Genomic DNA, 16,600 nt, shown 5'->3' on the forward strand with positions numbered 1-16,600 from the left:
CCTGCGGAATGACAAACAGAGTCAAAATAATAAAATAATCAAATCTAATAACTAAAACTAATAACGAGTAAAATAATTAATAACAAGTAAAAATCTATATATGAAATTTTTTATTGACACTGCCAATCTTGATCAGATAAGAGAAGCTCAGGATCTGGGAATTCTTGATGGCGTTACAACGAATCCGTCCCTGATGGCAAAAGAAGGAATCAGCGGGAAAGAAGCTATTTTGCAGCATTACAAAGACATTTGTGAAATTGTAGACGGCGATATTTCGGCAGAAGTACTTTCCACAACTTATGAAGAAATGATAAAAGAAGGCGAGGAATTGGCAGCCATCCATCCGAATATCGTGGTAAAAGTTCCCATCATCAAAGACGGAATCAAAGCCATCAAATATTTTTCGCAAAAAGGAATCAGAACCAACTGTACCCTGATTTTCTCAGCCGGACAGGCACTTTTAGCGGCAAAAGCAGGAGCAACTTACGTTTCTCCGTTCTTAGGAAGACTGGATGATGTTTCCACAGGCGGTCTTCATTTAATCCAGGAAATCAGAACCATTTTCGATAATTATGGATATGAAACTGAGATTTTGGCAGCATCTGTTCGCCATTCTATGCATATCATCAACTGTGCAAAAATTGGCGCCGATGTCGTAACTTGTCCTTTGCCACCGATTTTGTCATTGCTGAAGCATCCTTTAACGGATTCCGGCTTGGAGCAGTTCATCAAAGATTCACAAAAAATGCAATAAAAATATGCACGATATTTCAAAACTAAAAAGTATCGCTTCTCAGGTCAGAAGAGATATTGTAAGAATGGTTCACGCCTGCCAGTCGGGACATCCGGGAGGTTCATTAGGATGTACAGATTTTCTTGTAGCTCTTTATTTTGATGCGATGAAAAGAAAAGAAGGTTTCGATATGACAGGAAAAGGCGAAGATGTTTTTTACCTTTCCAACGGCCATATTTCTCCTGTTTTTTACAGCGTTTTGGCGCACGCAGGCTATTTCGACAAATCTGAGCTGGCCACTTTCAGAAAGCTGAATTCCAGATTGCAGGGACATCCGACGACGCACGAGCATCTTCCCGGAGTTCGCATTGCTTCCGGTTCGCTTGGACAGGGAATGTCTGTGGCAGTTGGTCACGCGGTCGGAAAGAAATTAGATAAAGATCCGAATTTGGTGTTCAGTCTTCACGGCGATGGCGAATTGCAGGAAGGGCAGAACTGGGAAGCCATTATGTATGCTTCTCACAACAGAGTTGACAATCTTATCGCAACGGTCGATTACAATGGTCAGCAGATTGATGGGCCGACTTCAAAAGTCCTTTCATTAGGTAATCTGAAAACCAAGTTTGAAGCTTTTGACTGGAAAGTTCTTGAAGTGGAAAACGGAAACGATATGAAAGAAATTCTGAAAGTTCTGGACGAAGCCAAATCTTTAACAGGGAAAGGTCAGCCGATTTGTATTCTTCTGAAAACAGAAATGGGTTACGGTGTCGATTATATGATGGGAACACACGCGTGGCACGGAAAAGCACCGAATGACGAGCAATTACAAAAGGCTTTAGATCAGTTAGAAGAAACTTTGGGAGATTATTAATTTGAGAATTATTTGGGCAGCTTAATCCGTCTTCCGTTCCCGCTTTTTTGTGTCATTGCGAACGAAGTGAAGCAATCCATAGAACGTTACAACGCGCAATGTCACAAAAAGAGCTCCACTCAAGCCGGGCTGCGAGAAATCGAGGAACAAGATTCATCGATTCAAAATAAAAATAATAAAGTGGAGATAGATTCGCCGTTCCAAATCAATCAATGAATAAAACATTCAAGAGAAAAAGTTTTCGGGAAGAACAATGAAATTTATTGTGATGTTAAATTACAGGTCACTCCTACGGAGCTTGATGCTCTAAACTTAATTTTGCTATTAACAGTTCGCCACGCTGTGGCTCAATCTAAATACGTTTTAGAATAATAAATGCTCCGTAGGAGCGAACTGATAATAGATCAAAAATAATTCGGCATCACAAAACCTCGTAGAGGTGACCTGTAAAGCTTTTAGTATTCACAAAAAAAATATTTTGTAAAAACATCGGATAAAACTTACTTGAGGAATCCACTTTCTTAGCTGAGCGAAGCGCCTTTGCGAACGAAAAATATCCTCAATAAGATAAAAAAATCTTTGCGCTCTTTGCTTTAAAAATAACCAACAATTAATCAAATGAAAAAATATACCTACACAGAAAAAAAAGACACCCGAAGCGGCTTCGGAGCCGGAATGGCAGAATTGGCCGATAAAAATCCCGATGTTGTCGGACTTTGCGCTGACCTGATTGGCTCATTAAAATTTGAAAAATTCATCGAAAAAGCACCGGAAAGATTCTTCCAGGTCGGAATTGCAGAAGCCAATATGATTGGAATGGCAGCAGGTTTGGCAACGGAAGGCAAAATTCCGTTCACAGGAACATTTGCCAACTTTTCTACCGGAAGAGTGTACGACCAGATTCGTCAGTCGGTGGCTTATTCAGGGAAAAATGTGAAAATTTGTGCATCTCACGCTGGCTTAACTTTAGGTGAAGACGGCGCAACGCATCAAATTCTCGAAGATATCGGATTGATGAAAATGCTTCCCGGAATGACGGTCATCAACACTTGCGATTACAACCAGACCAAAGCGGCAACCATTGCGATTGCAGATTATGAAGGTCCGGTTTACCTAAGATTCGGAAGACCGGTAATTCCTGTTTTCACCGATGAAAATCAGAAATTTGAAATCGGGAAAGCCTGGATGGTGAATGAAGGAAAAGATTTAACAATTGTTGCAACAGGCCATTTGGTTTGGGAAGCCATCAAAGCCGGCGAAATTCTGGAAGAACAAGGCATTGATGCAGAAATCATCAATATCCACACCATCAAACCATTGGATTCTGAAGCGATTTTAAAATCTATAAAGAAAACAGGCTGTGTAGTAACCGCAGAAGAACATAATAGATTAGGCGGCTTAGGCGACAGCGTTGCACAGCTTCTGATTACGGAATATCTTGCACCACAGGAATATGTTGCCGTCAACGACAGTTTCGGAGAAAGCGGAACGCCTGATCAACTGATGGAAAAATACGGATTAACTGCGAATGATATCGTGGCGGCGGTTAAAAAAGTGATGAGCAGAAAATCAGAAAGTTTGTAAAATTGCATTGTTAGAAATGCGGTTATTTAACCACAAAGTACACTAGGTTTTTCACAAAGTTCGCAAGTTTTGTGTTCCTTGTGGATTTCTTTGTGTTCTTAGTGGTTAGAAAAGTGATTAGCAGAAATCAGAAAGTCTGTAATATTGTGTTATTATAAACCACAATGAACAACAAGTTTCTCACAAAGGTCACAAGCTTTGTGCTCCTTGTGAATCTCTTTGTGCTCTTAGTGGTTAAAAAGAAGGTCATCGAAACAGGAAAAGAGAAAAGTCTCGGTTATCAATATGAATCCTGTCACGTCACAAACTGTCTTCTCCGATTGAGCAGGACAGTTACCTAATCAGAAAACCGTAACTTTAGTCATTAATTTAAATTTAAACTTTCCATTCAATATAATTTGCAGATTTTATGCAGGAGAATTTAATCAATTACACAAAAGAGGCCTTTCGGTCGGCTTTTGAATCGGAGCCGGAACGAATTTTTCTTGCTCCAGGAAGAATCAATATCATTGGAGAACACGTCGATTACAGCGACGGATTTGTACTTCCGGCTGCCATTGATAAACATATTTGCTTTGCCGTAAAAAAAACAGAAGATTCTAAAATCTCTTTTTTTGCAAAAGATTTTAACGATTCTTTCAGTTTTGATGTTAATGAAAAACAGTTTCCGGTTTCGCAGACCTGGGTCAATTATTTGTTGGGCGTTTTTAATGTCATTCAGGAATCGGGAAAAGAAGTCGGAGGTTTGCAGATTGCTTTCAGCAGCACGATTCCGATGGGTTCCGGTTTATCATCATCGGCAGCTTTGGAATGTGGGTTTGCTTATATTCTCAACGAAATTTTTGATTTACATTTAAATAAAAAAGAAATAGCGGTCATTGGTCAGAAATCCGAACATACCTTTGTAGGCGTAAAATGCGGCATTATGGACCAGTTTTCGTCAGTCTTCGGAAAAGAGCATAAAGTGATTATGCTCGATTGCAATTCTTTGGAACATCAGTATTTTGAAGCGAATATTGATGGTTACAGTTTAGTTCTTTTCGACAGTTGCGTAAAACATACCCATCTTACTTCCGGTTACAACGACCGAAGAAGAGATGTTGACAACGGCAAAAAAATATTGTGGGAAAAGTTTCCTGAAATACAAAAATTCAGAGATTTCAGTTTTGAGATGCTTGATGAGACAAGAACAGAAATGGGAGAGATTTCCTATAAAAGATGCTTTTACCTTCTCAAAGAAATCAAAAGGGTGGAAAAAGCCGCAAAAGCTTTGTCAGAAGGTGATGTCGAACATCTTGGTCAACTTTTGAACGAAACGCATTCCGGACTTTCGACCGAATTTGAAGTTAGCTGCGATGAGCTCGACTTTATGGTTGAGGAAAGTTTAAAGGAAGAAGGTGTTTTAGGGGCAAGAATTATGGGTGGCGGTTTTGGCGGCTGCAGCATTAATCTTATTAAAGATGAAAATGTTGATCAGATTATCGACGCTATCAGTGCAAAATATAAAAAGGCTTTCGACATCGAAATGAAAGTCTACAGAGTAAAAATATCGGACGGAATTAATGAATACAAAGAAAATGAATTCGTCATTTAATCAGAAAAAACATCCGCACAGAAGATACAATCCGCTTTTGGACGAGTGGATTCTGGTGTCGCCTCAAAGAGCAAACCGCCCTTGGCAGGGACAGACCGAAAAAACTTTACAGGAGCAGCTTCCGGCTCACGACCCGAATTGTTATTTGTGCTCCGGAAATGTTCGTGTTAATGGCGATAAAAACCCTGATTACGAAGGCGTTTATGTTTTTGATAACGATTTCGGTTCATTGATGAAAGATGAAGTTGAGTTTTCTGAGAAAACGTCGGATTTCTTTTTATTAAAACCCGAACGAGGTATCAATCGTGTCATCTGTTTCTCTGAAAATCATAGTCTAACACTGCCTGAAATGGAAGTTGATGACATCAAAAAAGTCGTTGATGTTTGGCAAAATCAGTACGAAGAATTGGGAAATCTGGATTACATCAATCACGTTCAGATTTTCGAAAATAAAGGTCAGGTGATGGGTTGCAGCAATCCGCATCCGCACGGACAGATTTGGGCACAATCGTCGGTGCCATCTATTGTTGTAAAAACCCAGGGAAACCTTAAAAAATATTTTGACAAAAACGGAACTTCACTCTTGGAAGATTATGTGAAAAAAGAGCTGGAAATCAACGAACGAATTGTTCTTGAAAATGAAAATTTCGTTGCATTAGTTCCTTTCTGGGCAATCTGGCCTTACGAAACAATGATCGTGAGCAAAAGAAAAATTGAAAATCTGATTAAGTTCTCCGAAAATGAAAAGCATTCTTTAGCATCAATAATAAAAGATTTAACCACGAAATACGACAATCTTTTTGAAATTTCATTTCCATACTCGGCAGGAATTCATCAGTCGCCAACCGACGGAAAACCTCATCCTGAATGGCATTTTCATATGCATTTTTATCCGCCTTTGCTGAGAAGTGCGGAAGTGAAAAAGTTTATGGTAGGCTATGAAATGTTGGCAGAAGCTCAGCGTGATATTACACCGGAGCAGAGTGCGGCGATATTGAAAAGTCTTTCAGTAACACATTATAAAATTCAATCCAAATAGGATTTTCAGAACAAGTCTTATTTTAAGCTACATTGATATCCTCTTAAATAAAAGGAAATAGTAATTTTTATTCTTTACTATTTTTATCTGGAAATTTTTGAGATAGCATTTTATTAAATATACTTACTCTTAATTAGAATTATTGCTTAAAGCAATTTACCGAGTAAATCTTGTTAATGAAATGGTTATATTATCATCCAATATTGTGATTGTGATGTTCTGTGTATTATTTCCGGTACTGATTAACAATATATTTTCCGAAAGCTGAAAATATTCCTCTAATTTTATAAAATCGTACTTTTCACGCCAAAGAATATTAGAATAAAAAGGTTTATGATGTGTTCCAATATTTGTACTGAGCTGAATATATCTTTTTGTAATCTTTAGCAGATATTCATCATTGTAGAACACTCCAATTAAATCAGTATTATTCATATAGTGCTGTTAAAAATGGTAAATTCATAATTACCTTATGATTAATATCTAAAATGGTTTGAAGAAAATGATCCGGCAATCTCTCAGATACGTACTTTTTGGAAAGAAATCAGTTTTATATAAGAGTTTGTGTTTTATCTTTTAATTATTGAATTGTTTCTACTGCAACTTTCCAAAAAGCTCATATCATCATGGTAATTGACTATTTATTATGAATTGGTATTAATTTCTAATGCGCCATTGATGTCCGGTTTTAGGAGGGTCAGGATAATTGTCTTCTATCGAATGACTTCGGATACTGTCTATACGTTGCGTTCTTGATGCGTTAGATTCAGGCGTTATTTTTTCTTCTAATTTCATATCCTCAGCGGCGGTATTTTCGATTTCCCTGCACGAAATGGTATTCAGACATAATAAAATGACTAAAGAGCTAATGATTTTTAGTTTCATAATTTTTGGTTTGAATTGTCTAAAGATCCGGCCGGGAATTGTTTTAAATTTCTTGCTGCTAAGGTATTATGGATAAAATACCCCAACAAAAGGATGTGGGTCTGATTTTAAAAACAAATACGTAAATATTTTTAAAATTTTAACAAATGTACTCTTTATGTGTTTGTACATCAATGGTTTATTAGAAGTGTGTTTTTTTCAAAATTTAGTTAGTTTATATTCGATGACGATAAAAATTGAGTAATTTAGCCGGCTGATAAGAGTTTTTAATGATGGGCAGATCGGTAGCAGTCTTAGTTTTCATGTTTTGTATGTCTTCTTTTTATGGACAGGATTTTTATTCTGAATTGAGAAAAAAGTATTGGGAGTACGAAGAAAATGACGATAAGGCATTCAATTATATCAATCTCTATATTATAACAGCCAAAAAACAGAAAAACTATTCAGAACTATTTCAGGCATATGATGATGCAATCAGATTTTCTTCCCAAAATAAATTGAAATATGCCGACAGTGCGATTGCTGCCGCAAAGCTGTCGGGTAATAATGACCTCATCGGAAATGCTTATTTAGGCAAGGGTACGGTATATTATTTTACATACAGGAAATTTCAGCCTGCACTTAATGAATATCTGAAAGCAGATAAATACCTTCTTTATTCAAATGATTATTTTCTCAAATATCAAAACCTTTATCATATAGGTGTTGTTAAAAGCTATTTGGGATATTATAAAGAAGCATCTGAGATTTTTATAAAATGCATCAAATTTTTTGAATCTAATCTGCAAAAAGACGTCCATCCAAATATTTTATTCAACAACAGACGGGGATATTACAATTCACTGCACCAGTTGATTGTATGTTATCAGGGACTGCACCAGTTTCAGGCTGCAGAGCTGCTGATCAATAAAGCTTTGAAAAACATTCCGGACGAAGCAGAGTTCTTTCAGGAGAAAAGTTATTTTTATAAAAGTTTAGGAGTAAACGACTTTTATTTTAAAAGATATGATAATTCATTATACAACCTTCAAAGATCACTCTCAGGTTTAAAGAAAGTAAATGATTTTTCCTGGTCATCTGTGGTGTATTTTTACCTTGGGCAGAGCCATTCTAAAAAGGGAAATACCGGTAAATCACTTGAAAATTACAGAAAAGTTGATTCTATTTTTAATAAATACAGTTATATCATTCCTGAAGTAAGAAATAATTATGAAGAATTGATAAACCATTATAAGCAGTCGAAAAATACCCAGAAGGAACTCTATTATACAAAACAGCTTTTGAAAGTGGATAGTGTGTTGTCTTACGATTTTAAATATTTAAGCAATAAAATTCACAAAGATTATGAAACAAAGACTTTATTGGCTGCTAAAGCCCAGCTTGAGAAAAAAAACAGTACGAGCAACATTCTCTTGATCATTTCTGTCTTATTATCAGGTATTCTTATCTGTATGGTTTTATATTGGTTCAGAAGGAAAATAGAAATTCAAAAAAAGTATGATCATTTAATACATGAAATCAACTCTTCAAAAGTAGAAGAAACTGTTTCCAACACATCGGCAAGAGAAAAAAATTCCAAGCTTGATTCAGGTGTTGTTTCAAATCTTAATAAAAAATTTGCTGAATTTGAGAAGAATAAAGGATTTCTTGAAAAAGGAGTTACTGCAGGCCGTCTCGCAATAGAGTTTGAAACCAATGCAACTTATTTATCTCAATTTATGAATGAATTCAAAGAAAGTAATTTTAATACTTATATTAATAAACTGAGAATTAAATATGCTGCAGACCAGATTTACAGACATAAGGACTGGAGAAAATACTCAGTCGAAGATATCGCAATCGCTTGCGGCTTTAGTAATCGCCAAAGTTTTTCAAATTTTTTCTACGAGCAAAATGGCATCAGGCCTGCAGAATTTTTGAAAAGGGTAAGGGAAGAAGTTATGGTAGAGAAGATTACTGAGTAGGCAAGTTTATACTTGAAATATACTACGTTCAAAACAGATTGTTTCAGCTGTCAAAACAATGTCGTATCTTGAAGCTCAGATTCTTAATGAAGAATAAATTATTAATAACCAGATCACTAATAAATATGAAAACACTTTTTACATTTGTTTTTTCAATGCTGATATCATTGTTTTTTCCACAAAAAGTTACCCAAATCAAACATTTGGATGGTAAGTCTGTTAGCAGCGAAGTACTGCAAAAAAGATTACAACAAATTGTAGATAGTGCCAATCTTGCGGGGCTACAGGTAGCAATCGTCAATAAAAATAAAATAGTTTGGAGTAGTTCTTTTGGATATAAGGACGTCGAAAATCAACAAAAACTGGATGACAATACAGCTATGTATGCCGCATCACTTACGAAACCTATAAGTGCTTATATGTTTTTGAGGCTGGTAGACAAGGGAATATTCGATCTTGATAAGCCCATACATTATTATCTGAAAAAACCGATAAAAGAATATCCTAAATGGAAAGATTTAAATGAGAATATCGAATCATTTAATCTCATTACACCCAGAATGCTGCTAAGCCATAGCGCGGGATTACCGGTTTTAAGACAGTTGTATGACAATAAGGTGTTGTTTTTGGCGAAGCCGGGTGAAAAATATTATTATTCGAACGAAGGTATTAATTTACTTGGTTTTGTTGTAGAGGAATATACCGGAAAAACTTTACAGACAATTGCTGTTGAAGAAGTGTTTGTTCCTTTGAAGATGACTGCTACAAGTATGATTTGGGAGCGTAAATTCGAAAACAACTTTTCTAATGGTTATTTCAGCGACGGGAAAAAATACGGGTCGGAAAGACGTGAAACTGCTCGTGCGGCAGGCTCTATGACAACAACAGCAATAGATTATTCCCGGTTTATTATTCAGCTTATGAAAAGGAAAGGGCTGAAAGAAAATACGATGAACCAAATGCTTTCACCACAGATTGCAGTAAAAAGCAAGAGAGGTTTTGGCCCTTTAAAAGATACTTTTACCAATGATAATGACGAAATAAAGCTGTCTTGGGGTCTTGGTGTAGGATTGTTTCAATCATCTTATGGTCCCGGATTTTTTCATACAGGACACGGAGATGCCAATCAAAATTTTGCACTGGGTTTTCCGGATAAAGAAATTGCTGTTGTATTGATGAGCAACAGCGAAAATTTTGAGCATGTAAGTAAACAAATTCTTGAAACCTGTGTCGGCAAAAGCAATGTTCCGTTGAAATGGCTCGGGCATTCTGATTAATTAATGAAGATTTACAAATACATCACCAGATAAATTAAGATGAATCTGAAATGTTTCGATAAACAATTATTACTTTAGTTCGATCCATGTTGGTGCATGGTCACTGGTCTTTTCCCATCCGCGCACATATTTGTCAACTCCGGCATGTATAAGGTCAGAACTTAAATAGGGACTGATAAGGATATGATCGAGCCTTATTCCTGCATTACGGTCATATGCATGGTAAAGATAATCCCAGAATGTGAAAATTTGCTCATCGGGATAAATTTTTCGTAAAGCATCTGTCCAACCTTTTTTCTCTAATTCCTGAAAGGCTTTTCTGACTTCTTTTCTGAATAAAGCATCATTTTCCCATTTTTCAGGTTTGTAAACGTCAAATGGAGTGGGAATAATATTAAAATCACCGATAAGAATTGCGGGAAGCTCCATTTTTGTAAGCTGACCGGCTCTTTTTTTTAAACGTTTTATCCATGAAAGCTTATATTCGAATTTTGGTCCGGGATAAGGATTGCCATTAGGAAGGTAGAGACAGCAAATTACTTTTTGGTCTACAATTGCTTCAATATATCTGCTTTGCATATCTTGCTCATCGCCGGGAAGACTGTCCTGAACTTCTTGTATTTCATGATTTTTTGAAAGAATAGCAACACCGTTCCAGCTTTTCTGTCCCTTCCAGATAGCTTTATAACCTGCATTATTGATTTCAGTAATCGGAAATTTATTTTGAGGACATTTCAATTCCTGCAGACAAACAATATCTGGCGCAGATTCTTTAAGCCATTTCAGCAGGACGGGAAGTCTTCCGTTTACTCCATTCACATTGTAAGTTGCTATTTTCATATATGGCTGATTAAATTCATAATTAAATTCAAAGACTATTCCATTATGAATTAATCAAAACGATTCAAAGAGTTTACTGGAATACATTGCCATAAATTTCAAATATTATGTAGAAGTTTTTTGCTTTATGATTCTGATTATAATATGTGATATATGCAATACGTAATTTTGAAGTCTAATATCTGGTTTAAATAATCTGCATAAGGCAATTATTGCTGTGCAAATGTTTCTTCAATAATGTAATCTGGAGGTATAAATAATTGATTTTGATTTTAAAATGCGTGTTATGAAATTTTTTATATTCTGTTTTCTTTTGTTTTTTTCTCTGTTACCGGCACAGGATCTCAGCGCGAATCATATTTCGGAGATTGCGTACTATGATTTAGACCATTTAGATAAGGCAATGATTCAGGTATATGGATTCAAAAGAGTTCAGGATATTGAAGATGATAATCAGAGAGTATATACCAACGATAGTCACAAAATTGGGGAATTAATCGTAATTACTGTGATAAAAAAAGCGGGAAGCTGCTCAAATATTCTAAGTATTGTAAACGCTTCATCAGATAGTGTGCTTAAAATCAGACAAGATCTGCCAAAAATTGGCTACTTATATAAAGGCAAGCAAAAATTATCAGCAGATATTTTCTTTTCCTTATTCGTAAAAGATAAGCTAACCGTCGCAATTACCGAACAGGTCACTCATACTGGCGCATATCAGATTCTTGTAACTTGTAAATAATAGAGAAACCTATGATTGTGCTGTTTTGTAAGTATCTAAAAGCCTTGATTATAGATTTATTAATTTCTTAATGGTACAGTATTTCTTTTATTGCGATTGATCTGCAGTTTTATTCAATGGAATAATTGTTGCACAGAATGAAATACCATTTTACAATGTAATTCCCAAAAAAATCACAAAAATCTAAATAAATATTATTATGCTTATATCACCGGAACTATTAGAAAAATATGGAGCAGAAACTGAATTTTTTGAACCTCATCATATAATTTTTCGTGAAGGCGATATTCCTAAATTTTATTATCAGGTTCTTGACGGAAGAATTAAGCTTAATAATTATAATGAAGACGGTAAAGAGCTGATTTTTGCGATTTTAGATAAAGGCTTAAGCGTTTGCGAACTCCTTTTGTTTATTGATAAAACGTATCCCGTAAATGCCATCACTTTTGAAAAATGTACCGTTATAAAGCTTCCGAAACTTAGCTTTGAAAAACTTTTGGATGAAAATCCCGATGTTTCACGAGATATAAATAAATTTCTTTCAGAACGGCTTTATTACAAATATATCATGCTTGAAAATAATTCTTCACTGCGTCCTGATGTTCGTGTACAGGGTGCTTTGAATTATTATAAAAGTTTTACAGACAAGACCGAAAAATTCTCTTATGAAATTCCTTTAACAAGGCAGCAATTAGCCTCTCTCACAGCACTAAGGGTTGAAACGGTTATCAGAACGGTAAAGAAACTCGAAAAGGATGGTGCATTAAAAATTATTAACAGAAAGATTTTTGTTTAAGAATTAATTTTTTTGCCTCAAATAATTGCTGACGTGGAAGAGGATGCTTTCTTCCACAGATATAAAATGATATTGCAGTTCAAGTATAATTTTCAGGTTGGAAAGTTTAGGATATAATGAAAGGAAATCAATATTGGCTTGAGTCAGCATCCTCAGTTCCGGAAATATTTTGCCTAAAAATAAGTTTAAAAAACAGCCAATCTGTAAAATTTTTTTAGTAAGAATTAAAGTTTTTCTTACCTCGTTAAGATTACTTGAAGTTCTCTTTGCTGCAAAAACGGTTTTGCCATTTTTCAGAAGCTCAAGAACAATACTCTTCCCAAAATTCCTGTTGCTCCCGTAACCAATACCATATCTTATTTTTTTGTGCTGATCCACGCATTCATATATTCCCGATTCATTCTTGCAATATTGTCAAGAGATATATTTTTCGGGCATTCCACTTCGCAGGCTCCGATGACGGAACAATTTCCGAAACCTTCATCATCCATCGCTTTTACCATATTCAAAACTCTTCTTTTCGCTTCAACTTTTCCCTGAGGAAGCAGCGCAAAATGAGAAACTTTTGCCCCTACAAAAAGCATGGCAGCTCCATTCGGGCAACAGGCGACACATGCCCCGCAGCTTATACAGGCAGCGGCATCCATAGCTTTATCGGCATCTTCTTTAGGAACGGCAATGGCATTGGCATCAAGTGTATTTCCTGAAGTATTTACGGAAATAAATCCGCCTGCAGCCATAATCCGGTCAAAGGAACTGCGGTCTGTAATAAGGTCTTTAATAACAGGAAAAGCTACACTTCGCCACGGTTCAATTACAATAGTTTGCCCGTCTGTGAACATTCTCATGTGAAGCTGGCAGGTTGTAATCCCTGTATCGGGACCATGAGCTCTTCCGTTAATGTATAGTGAACACATTCCGCAAATGCCTTCCCGGCAGTCGTGATCGAAAGCTAAAGGCTCTTTTTCCTGTGCAATAAGTTGTTCATTCAAAATGTCGAGCATTTCAAGAAATGATGAATCGGTGGAAATATCAGAGACGTTATAAATTTCAAACTTTCCTTTTGTTTTTGAATTTTTTTGTCTCCAGATCTTTAAGGTAAGGTTTAAATTTTTCCTGGTGCTCATAGTATTTTGATTTGGTGATACTAAATATAAATCTAAAGTTTTTATCAGTTTTATGACCGGCCTCATAAGGCGTTATAAATGATTTACTAATTTTAACTGATGGGATAAACGATTAGACTTGCTAGTGAAAATTTATTGATAGTCTTTATGAGGTATGTCATAAAATGCATAAAAATATCCTCTTATCTTTGACTTGATGATGCATTTTTAGTATTTACAGCTTTATCTTTGGAACTCTTCTGTAATAGGAGAGTTCTTTTTTTTATTATAAATTTTTTAGAAAAAAAAAGAGACCATCAGTCTCTTTTAATTAATCTTTTCCGGTTTCTGTTCCAAGAAAAATATCTTTGCTCAGATCAATCTTGCAATGATCGGTGAGTATATGAACTTTTAAGTTTTCTGCATATACCGGGAACCCTTTTTCTACACTATCTACATTGGTTTGTCCGATATTTTCAGCATCAACGAGCCATACCATCCCGGATCCTCTACAGGTAGCATTGTATCCGTCTTCAATGACAAGAGCTGTATCTTCGCCAAGACCGATTCCCCAACATTCACGATTGAGAAGCACGGCATGTACAAGCCTTCCGAATCTTGCACGATGGATAAAATGGGTGTCTATGATACAGTTTTCCAGAAAACCTAATCCTGTATCAAATTCAATGTCGTGTTCTAAAATTGCTTCACCGTTTATTGCTTCAACAATCACAATTTTTGGTATGCACATTGCGCCCGCGCTGGTTCCGGCAATCGTGAAATCTTCTTCATTTCTATATTTTTCTTTTAATAAGTCGGTGATGACAGACTGCTCCAGAGTTTTGCAGATTCTTTCCTGATCTCCGCCTGTGAAGAATATTGTTTTTGCTTCTTTTATTCTTTTAAAATGGTAATCGGCATGTACCTGATCATCACAGATATCCAGAAAATCAAAATTAGAATAACCTATTTCTTTAAATGTTTTTGTATAGGTTTCTCTCATGTCTTCGGGATCGGAAGTTGCTGTGGTAATAACTTCGATGCGGTCATCTTTTGATTTTACTAATAATTTGAGAATTTCTTTTGGCGAGAAATTGTTGTTCTTGCTTTTCATTTCCGGATCGCTGCCGTCTTTATCTTCTTTGCCGCCAATGATAATCAATCTTCCTTTTGGAATCATATTTCTAAATGTTTTTGGTTTTTAATTGATATTATTTGTGTTCATGAAATTTAAACTGTAATCAAAGATCTGTGGTTTAATGCGCTCTCCTGTAAGAAGGTCAACTGCACAGCCGTCTACAAGAATGTGTCCTTTTAGATTTTTTACATATACCGAAACACCTCTCTTAAATGGTTTAATGCTTTTTGCACTCACTTCTTTTGCATTCACAATCATTGCAGAGCCATTGCCTTTACACAATGCCTGGAATCCCTTTTCAATAATTACCGACATTCCTCCACAAACAGATAAACCTAAGTCGTTTTGATGGGAAAGCACCGCTTTTGCCAATGTTTTGAATCCCGTTCTATGATCCTGAGGTGTACTGATGATACAGCCTTTAATAAAGCCAAGACCTTTTTCGATACTTTTACATCCTATCATAAGATCTGTAAGAATAGCTGCTGAATTATTGATTCCTACCATTGTGAAACTTTCATCTTCTATAAATCTCTTGTGAATAAGTTCTGAAATGGAATTGTATGTAAACAAAGAAGTGGTTTCAAATTGATTTCCGATCAGAATAACTGTTTTTGCTTTAAATATTCTTAAGTAATAATCGTTTTCATAATCGCTTAGCTTTTCGGAATAAATTACTCCAAAATTATAATAGCCCCTTTGAAGTAATTCTGCAGAATATATTTCACTGAAATTGTCAGAATTTATTGAAAAAGAAGAGATAATCTCAATGCGGTCCTCTTTTTTGTTTGGCAAAAATTCGAATACCTTGTTGTTTTCTTCTTTTCGAAAAGCAAATTTTTCTTTGTTGTGATTTTTCGTAATGACGCTGTGTCCGATGACAATGATTTTTCCTTTTGGATACATGGCAGATTATTCATTATCGGTTTTTATATCGGTGCTGTCGCTTCCCATTTGCAGGGTATCTGCTATTTCGTTCAGGGTTTTAATGGTGTCAGATTTTTGATCATTCACCGTCTGTCTTTTGTTTTCCTGATCGGTATACTGCGTTTCAGATTTTGTACAGGCAGCTAAAATGGATAGCGTCCCGAATAATAGTGCTAAATTTTTCATGTTGTTGATTTGGTTATTTCAAACTTAAGCACGAAACGTTGAAAAACTTATGATGCGAATCATAGTGGTACGAAAATATTCCAATTAATATCAAATATACATAAAACAAAGTAATTATACAAATTGTACCACATCTTACACGATTTATCATTGTTCGTAATCATTTGGCAGATAAATTGTTGCAGGTACGATATTGCAATTTGCATATCACCAAACATTAAAATAATATTATGAAAAATTCAATCTTAAGCATTCTTGCGTTTGCAGCAATTGTTGCCTGCAAAAAAAGTGACACAACAAACACTGAATCATCAGCGGACACCTCAACTGTTACAGCTCCTGCTGATACAGGCATGATGACAAACGATTCTACGGCCGTTTCTAATGGTACAGAAACACAATCAACATTAAGCGATCAGGACAAAAAATTTGCAGAAGTTGCTGCAAAAGGTGGGATGATGGAAGTAATGGCAGGACAGCTTGCTGCTACCAATGCATCAAATGAAAAAGTAAAGGCATTGGGAGAGATGATGGTAAAAGACCATACGAAAGCCAATGATGAGCTGAAAAATTGGGCTGCTAAAGTTGGTCATCAACTGCCGACAAGCTTAGATGCTGAAAAACAAAAAGTATATGATGATCTGAAAGCTAAAAAAGGGGCTGATTTTGATCGTAAATACACAGATCTTATGGTAACCGATCACAAAAAAACGATTGCCGATTTTAAAAAACAGGCTTCAGATGGTTCTGAGGCATCATTGAAATCTTTTGCAGAAAAAACGATTCCTGCTCTTGAACATCATTTAATGGAATCGGAAAAAGCAAAAGCTACTGTAAAATAGCAGATTAATTGTGTAAATCCATCTTAATTTATTAGCATTTATAAAGTTATACTGAACAACTGACTTATCATCAGCC

18 protein-coding genes are annotated in these 16,600 nt (G+C 35.7%); 10 read left to right on the top strand and 8 right to left on the bottom strand.

Features of this window, described 5'->3' with window-relative positions; all coding sequences use genetic code 11:
• Nucleotides 1-100: 100 nt before the first annotated feature.
• The 5 genes from fsa to ACR1PN_RS00925 all read left to right on the top strand — a co-directional run bounded on the left by fsa (nt 101) and on the right by ACR1PN_RS00925 (nt 5,821).
• Nucleotides 101-754, top strand: coding sequence for a fructose-6-phosphate aldolase (gene fsa, locus ACR1PN_RS00905; protein ID WP_433978476.1), 654 nt, complete (start codon nt 101-103; stop codon nt 752-754).
• A gap of 4 nt (nt 755-758) precedes the next feature.
• Nucleotides 759-1,604 carry a transketolase gene (locus tag ACR1PN_RS00910; protein WP_433978477.1) on the top strand — a complete coding sequence of 282 codons (846 nt, stop codon included), beginning with the start codon at nt 759-761 and terminating at the stop codon, nt 1,602-1,604.
• A gap of 618 nt (nt 1,605-2,222) precedes the next feature.
• Entirely contained in the window at nt 2,223-3,188 is a 966-nt protein-coding gene (locus ACR1PN_RS00915) for a transketolase family protein (protein ID WP_433978478.1), read from the top strand.
• 409 nt (nt 3,189-3,597) lie between these two features.
• Complete coding sequence (gene galK, locus ACR1PN_RS00920; protein WP_433978479.1) at nt 3,598-4,782, top strand: galactokinase; 1,185 nt, start codon at nt 3,598-3,600, stop codon at nt 4,780-4,782.
• Complete coding sequence (locus ACR1PN_RS00925) at nt 4,751-5,821, top strand: UDP-glucose--hexose-1-phosphate uridylyltransferase (protein ID WP_433978480.1); 1,071 nt, start codon at nt 4,751-4,753, stop codon at nt 5,819-5,821. Before galK ends, ACR1PN_RS00925 begins: the two co-directional genes overlap by 32 nt.
• 156 nt (nt 5,822-5,977) lie before the next feature.
• Here ACR1PN_RS00925 and ACR1PN_RS00930 read toward each other — a convergent pair whose 3' ends face one another.
• Nucleotides 5,978-6,256 (bottom strand): hypothetical protein, encoded by a 279-nt coding sequence (locus ACR1PN_RS00930; protein ID WP_433978481.1) that lies wholly within the window; start codon nt 6,254-6,256, stop codon nt 5,978-5,980.
• 222 nt (nt 6,257-6,478) lie between these two features.
• Nucleotides 6,479-6,706, bottom strand: a complete 228-nt coding sequence (locus ACR1PN_RS00935) for a hypothetical protein (RefSeq protein WP_433978482.1) — start codon at nt 6,704-6,706, stop codon at nt 6,479-6,481.
• Nucleotides 6,707-6,975: 269 nt separating this feature from the next.
• Between ACR1PN_RS00935 and ACR1PN_RS00940 the strand changes: the two genes are divergently transcribed.
• Both ACR1PN_RS00940 and ACR1PN_RS00945 read left to right on the top strand, forming a co-directional pair.
• On the top strand, nt 6,976-8,670 hold the full coding sequence (locus tag ACR1PN_RS00940; protein ID WP_433978483.1) for a helix-turn-helix domain-containing protein: 1,695 nt from the start codon (nt 6,976-6,978) through the stop codon (nt 8,668-8,670).
• 125 nt (nt 8,671-8,795) lie between these two features.
• Nucleotides 8,796-9,947, top strand: a complete 1,152-nt coding sequence (locus tag ACR1PN_RS00945; protein ID WP_433978484.1) for a serine hydrolase domain-containing protein — start codon at nt 8,796-8,798, stop codon at nt 9,945-9,947.
• 69 nt (nt 9,948-10,016) lie between these two features.
• Here ACR1PN_RS00945 and xth read toward each other — a convergent pair whose 3' ends face one another.
• Nucleotides 10,017-10,787, bottom strand: coding sequence for an exodeoxyribonuclease III (xth, locus tag ACR1PN_RS00950; protein ID WP_378173211.1), 771 nt, complete (start codon nt 10,785-10,787; stop codon nt 10,017-10,019).
• A gap of 286 nt (nt 10,788-11,073) precedes the next feature.
• Here xth and ACR1PN_RS00955 point away from each other — a divergent pair, with 286 nt between their 5' ends.
• Nucleotides 11,074-11,529 carry a hypothetical protein gene (locus ACR1PN_RS00955; protein WP_433978485.1) on the top strand — a complete coding sequence of 152 codons (456 nt, stop codon included), beginning with the start codon at nt 11,074-11,076 and terminating at the stop codon, nt 11,527-11,529.
• A gap of 199 nt (nt 11,530-11,728) precedes the next feature.
• Entirely contained in the window at nt 11,729-12,325 is a 597-nt protein-coding gene (locus tag ACR1PN_RS00960) for a Crp/Fnr family transcriptional regulator (protein WP_378173204.1), read from the top strand.
• Nucleotides 12,326-12,328: 3 nt separating this feature from the next.
• On the opposite strand, the gene ACR1PN_RS00965 is transcribed toward ACR1PN_RS00960, so the two are convergent.
• The 5 genes from ACR1PN_RS00965 to ACR1PN_RS00985 all read right to left on the bottom strand — a co-directional run bounded on the left by ACR1PN_RS00965 (nt 12,329) and on the right by ACR1PN_RS00985 (nt 15,682).
• On the bottom strand, nt 12,329-12,703 hold the full coding sequence (locus tag ACR1PN_RS00965) for a hypothetical protein (protein ID WP_433978486.1): 375 nt from the start codon (nt 12,701-12,703) through the stop codon (nt 12,329-12,331).
• The gene (locus ACR1PN_RS00970; RefSeq protein WP_433978487.1) at nt 12,682-13,452 is read right to left on the bottom strand and encodes a succinate dehydrogenase/fumarate reductase iron-sulfur subunit; all 771 of its coding nucleotides are present in this window, start codon (nt 13,450-13,452) and stop codon (nt 12,682-12,684) included. The genes ACR1PN_RS00965 and ACR1PN_RS00970 overlap by 22 nt, the downstream gene beginning before the upstream one ends.
• Nucleotides 13,453-13,762: 310 nt before the next feature.
• Nucleotides 13,763-14,611, bottom strand: coding sequence for a cyanophycinase (locus tag ACR1PN_RS00975; protein WP_433978488.1), 849 nt, complete (start codon nt 14,609-14,611; stop codon nt 13,763-13,765).
• Nucleotides 14,612-14,632: 21 nt separating this feature from the next.
• Nucleotides 14,633-15,475, bottom strand: coding sequence for a hypothetical protein (locus ACR1PN_RS00980; protein ID WP_433978489.1), 843 nt, complete (start codon nt 15,473-15,475; stop codon nt 14,633-14,635).
• Nucleotides 15,476-15,481: 6 nt separating this feature from the next.
• Nucleotides 15,482-15,682 carry a hypothetical protein gene (locus ACR1PN_RS00985; RefSeq protein WP_433978490.1) on the bottom strand — a complete coding sequence of 67 codons (201 nt, stop codon included), beginning with the start codon at nt 15,680-15,682 and terminating at the stop codon, nt 15,482-15,484.
• A gap of 230 nt (nt 15,683-15,912) precedes the next feature.
• Here ACR1PN_RS00985 and ACR1PN_RS00990 point away from each other — a divergent pair, with 230 nt between their 5' ends.
• Nucleotides 15,913-16,524, top strand: coding sequence for a DUF4142 domain-containing protein (locus ACR1PN_RS00990; protein ID WP_433978491.1), 612 nt, complete (start codon nt 15,913-15,915; stop codon nt 16,522-16,524).
• Nucleotides 16,525-16,600: the final 76 nt, after the last annotated feature.

The sequence above is a fragment of the Chryseobacterium sp. RLHN22 genome (genome assembly GCF_051011795.1).
Taxonomy (GTDB): Bacteria; Bacteroidota; Bacteroidia; order Flavobacteriales; family Weeksellaceae; genus Chryseobacterium; species Chryseobacterium zhengzhouense.

Excerpts from the sequence above, each read along its gene's own strand:
- fsa (WP_433978476.1), top strand. The coding sequence starts at position 101 with ATGAAATTTTTTATTGACACTGCCAATCTTGATCAGATAAGAGAAGCT.
- ACR1PN_RS00910 (WP_433978477.1), top strand. The coding sequence starts at position 759 with ATGCACGATATTTCAAAACTAAAAAGTATCGCTTCTCAGGTCAGAAGA.
- ACR1PN_RS00915 (WP_433978478.1), top strand. The coding sequence starts at position 2,223 with ATGAAAAAATATACCTACACAGAAAAAAAAGACACCCGAAGCGGCTTC.
- galK (WP_433978479.1), top strand. The coding sequence starts at position 3,598 with ATGCAGGAGAATTTAATCAATTACACAAAAGAGGCCTTTCGGTCGGCT.
- ACR1PN_RS00925 (WP_433978480.1), top strand. The coding sequence starts at position 4,751 with ATGAATACAAAGAAAATGAATTCGTCATTTAATCAGAAAAAACATCCG.
- ACR1PN_RS00930 (WP_433978481.1), bottom strand. The coding sequence starts at position 6,256 with ATGAATAATACTGATTTAATTGGAGTGTTCTACAATGATGAATATCTG.
- ACR1PN_RS00935 (WP_433978482.1), bottom strand. The coding sequence starts at position 6,706 with ATGAAACTAAAAATCATTAGCTCTTTAGTCATTTTATTATGTCTGAAT.
- ACR1PN_RS00940 (WP_433978483.1), top strand. The coding sequence starts at position 6,976 with ATGATGGGCAGATCGGTAGCAGTCTTAGTTTTCATGTTTTGTATGTCT.
- ACR1PN_RS00945 (WP_433978484.1), top strand. The coding sequence starts at position 8,796 with ATGAAAACACTTTTTACATTTGTTTTTTCAATGCTGATATCATTGTTT.
- xth (WP_378173211.1), bottom strand. The coding sequence starts at position 10,787 with ATGAAAATAGCAACTTACAATGTGAATGGAGTAAACGGAAGACTTCCC.
- ACR1PN_RS00955 (WP_433978485.1), top strand. The coding sequence starts at position 11,074 with ATGAAATTTTTTATATTCTGTTTTCTTTTGTTTTTTTCTCTGTTACCG.
- ACR1PN_RS00960 (WP_378173204.1), top strand. The coding sequence starts at position 11,729 with ATGCTTATATCACCGGAACTATTAGAAAAATATGGAGCAGAAACTGAA.
- ACR1PN_RS00970 (WP_433978487.1), bottom strand. The coding sequence starts at position 13,452 with ATGAGCACCAGGAAAAATTTAAACCTTACCTTAAAGATCTGGAGACAA.
- ACR1PN_RS00975 (WP_433978488.1), bottom strand. The coding sequence starts at position 14,611 with ATGATTCCAAAAGGAAGATTGATTATCATTGGCGGCAAAGAAGATAAA.
- ACR1PN_RS00980 (WP_433978489.1), bottom strand. The coding sequence starts at position 15,475 with ATGTATCCAAAAGGAAAAATCATTGTCATCGGACACAGCGTCATTACG.
- ACR1PN_RS00985 (WP_433978490.1), bottom strand. The coding sequence starts at position 15,682 with ATGAAAAATTTAGCACTATTATTCGGGACGCTATCCATTTTAGCTGCC.
- ACR1PN_RS00990 (WP_433978491.1), top strand. The coding sequence starts at position 15,913 with ATGAAAAATTCAATCTTAAGCATTCTTGCGTTTGCAGCAATTGTTGCC.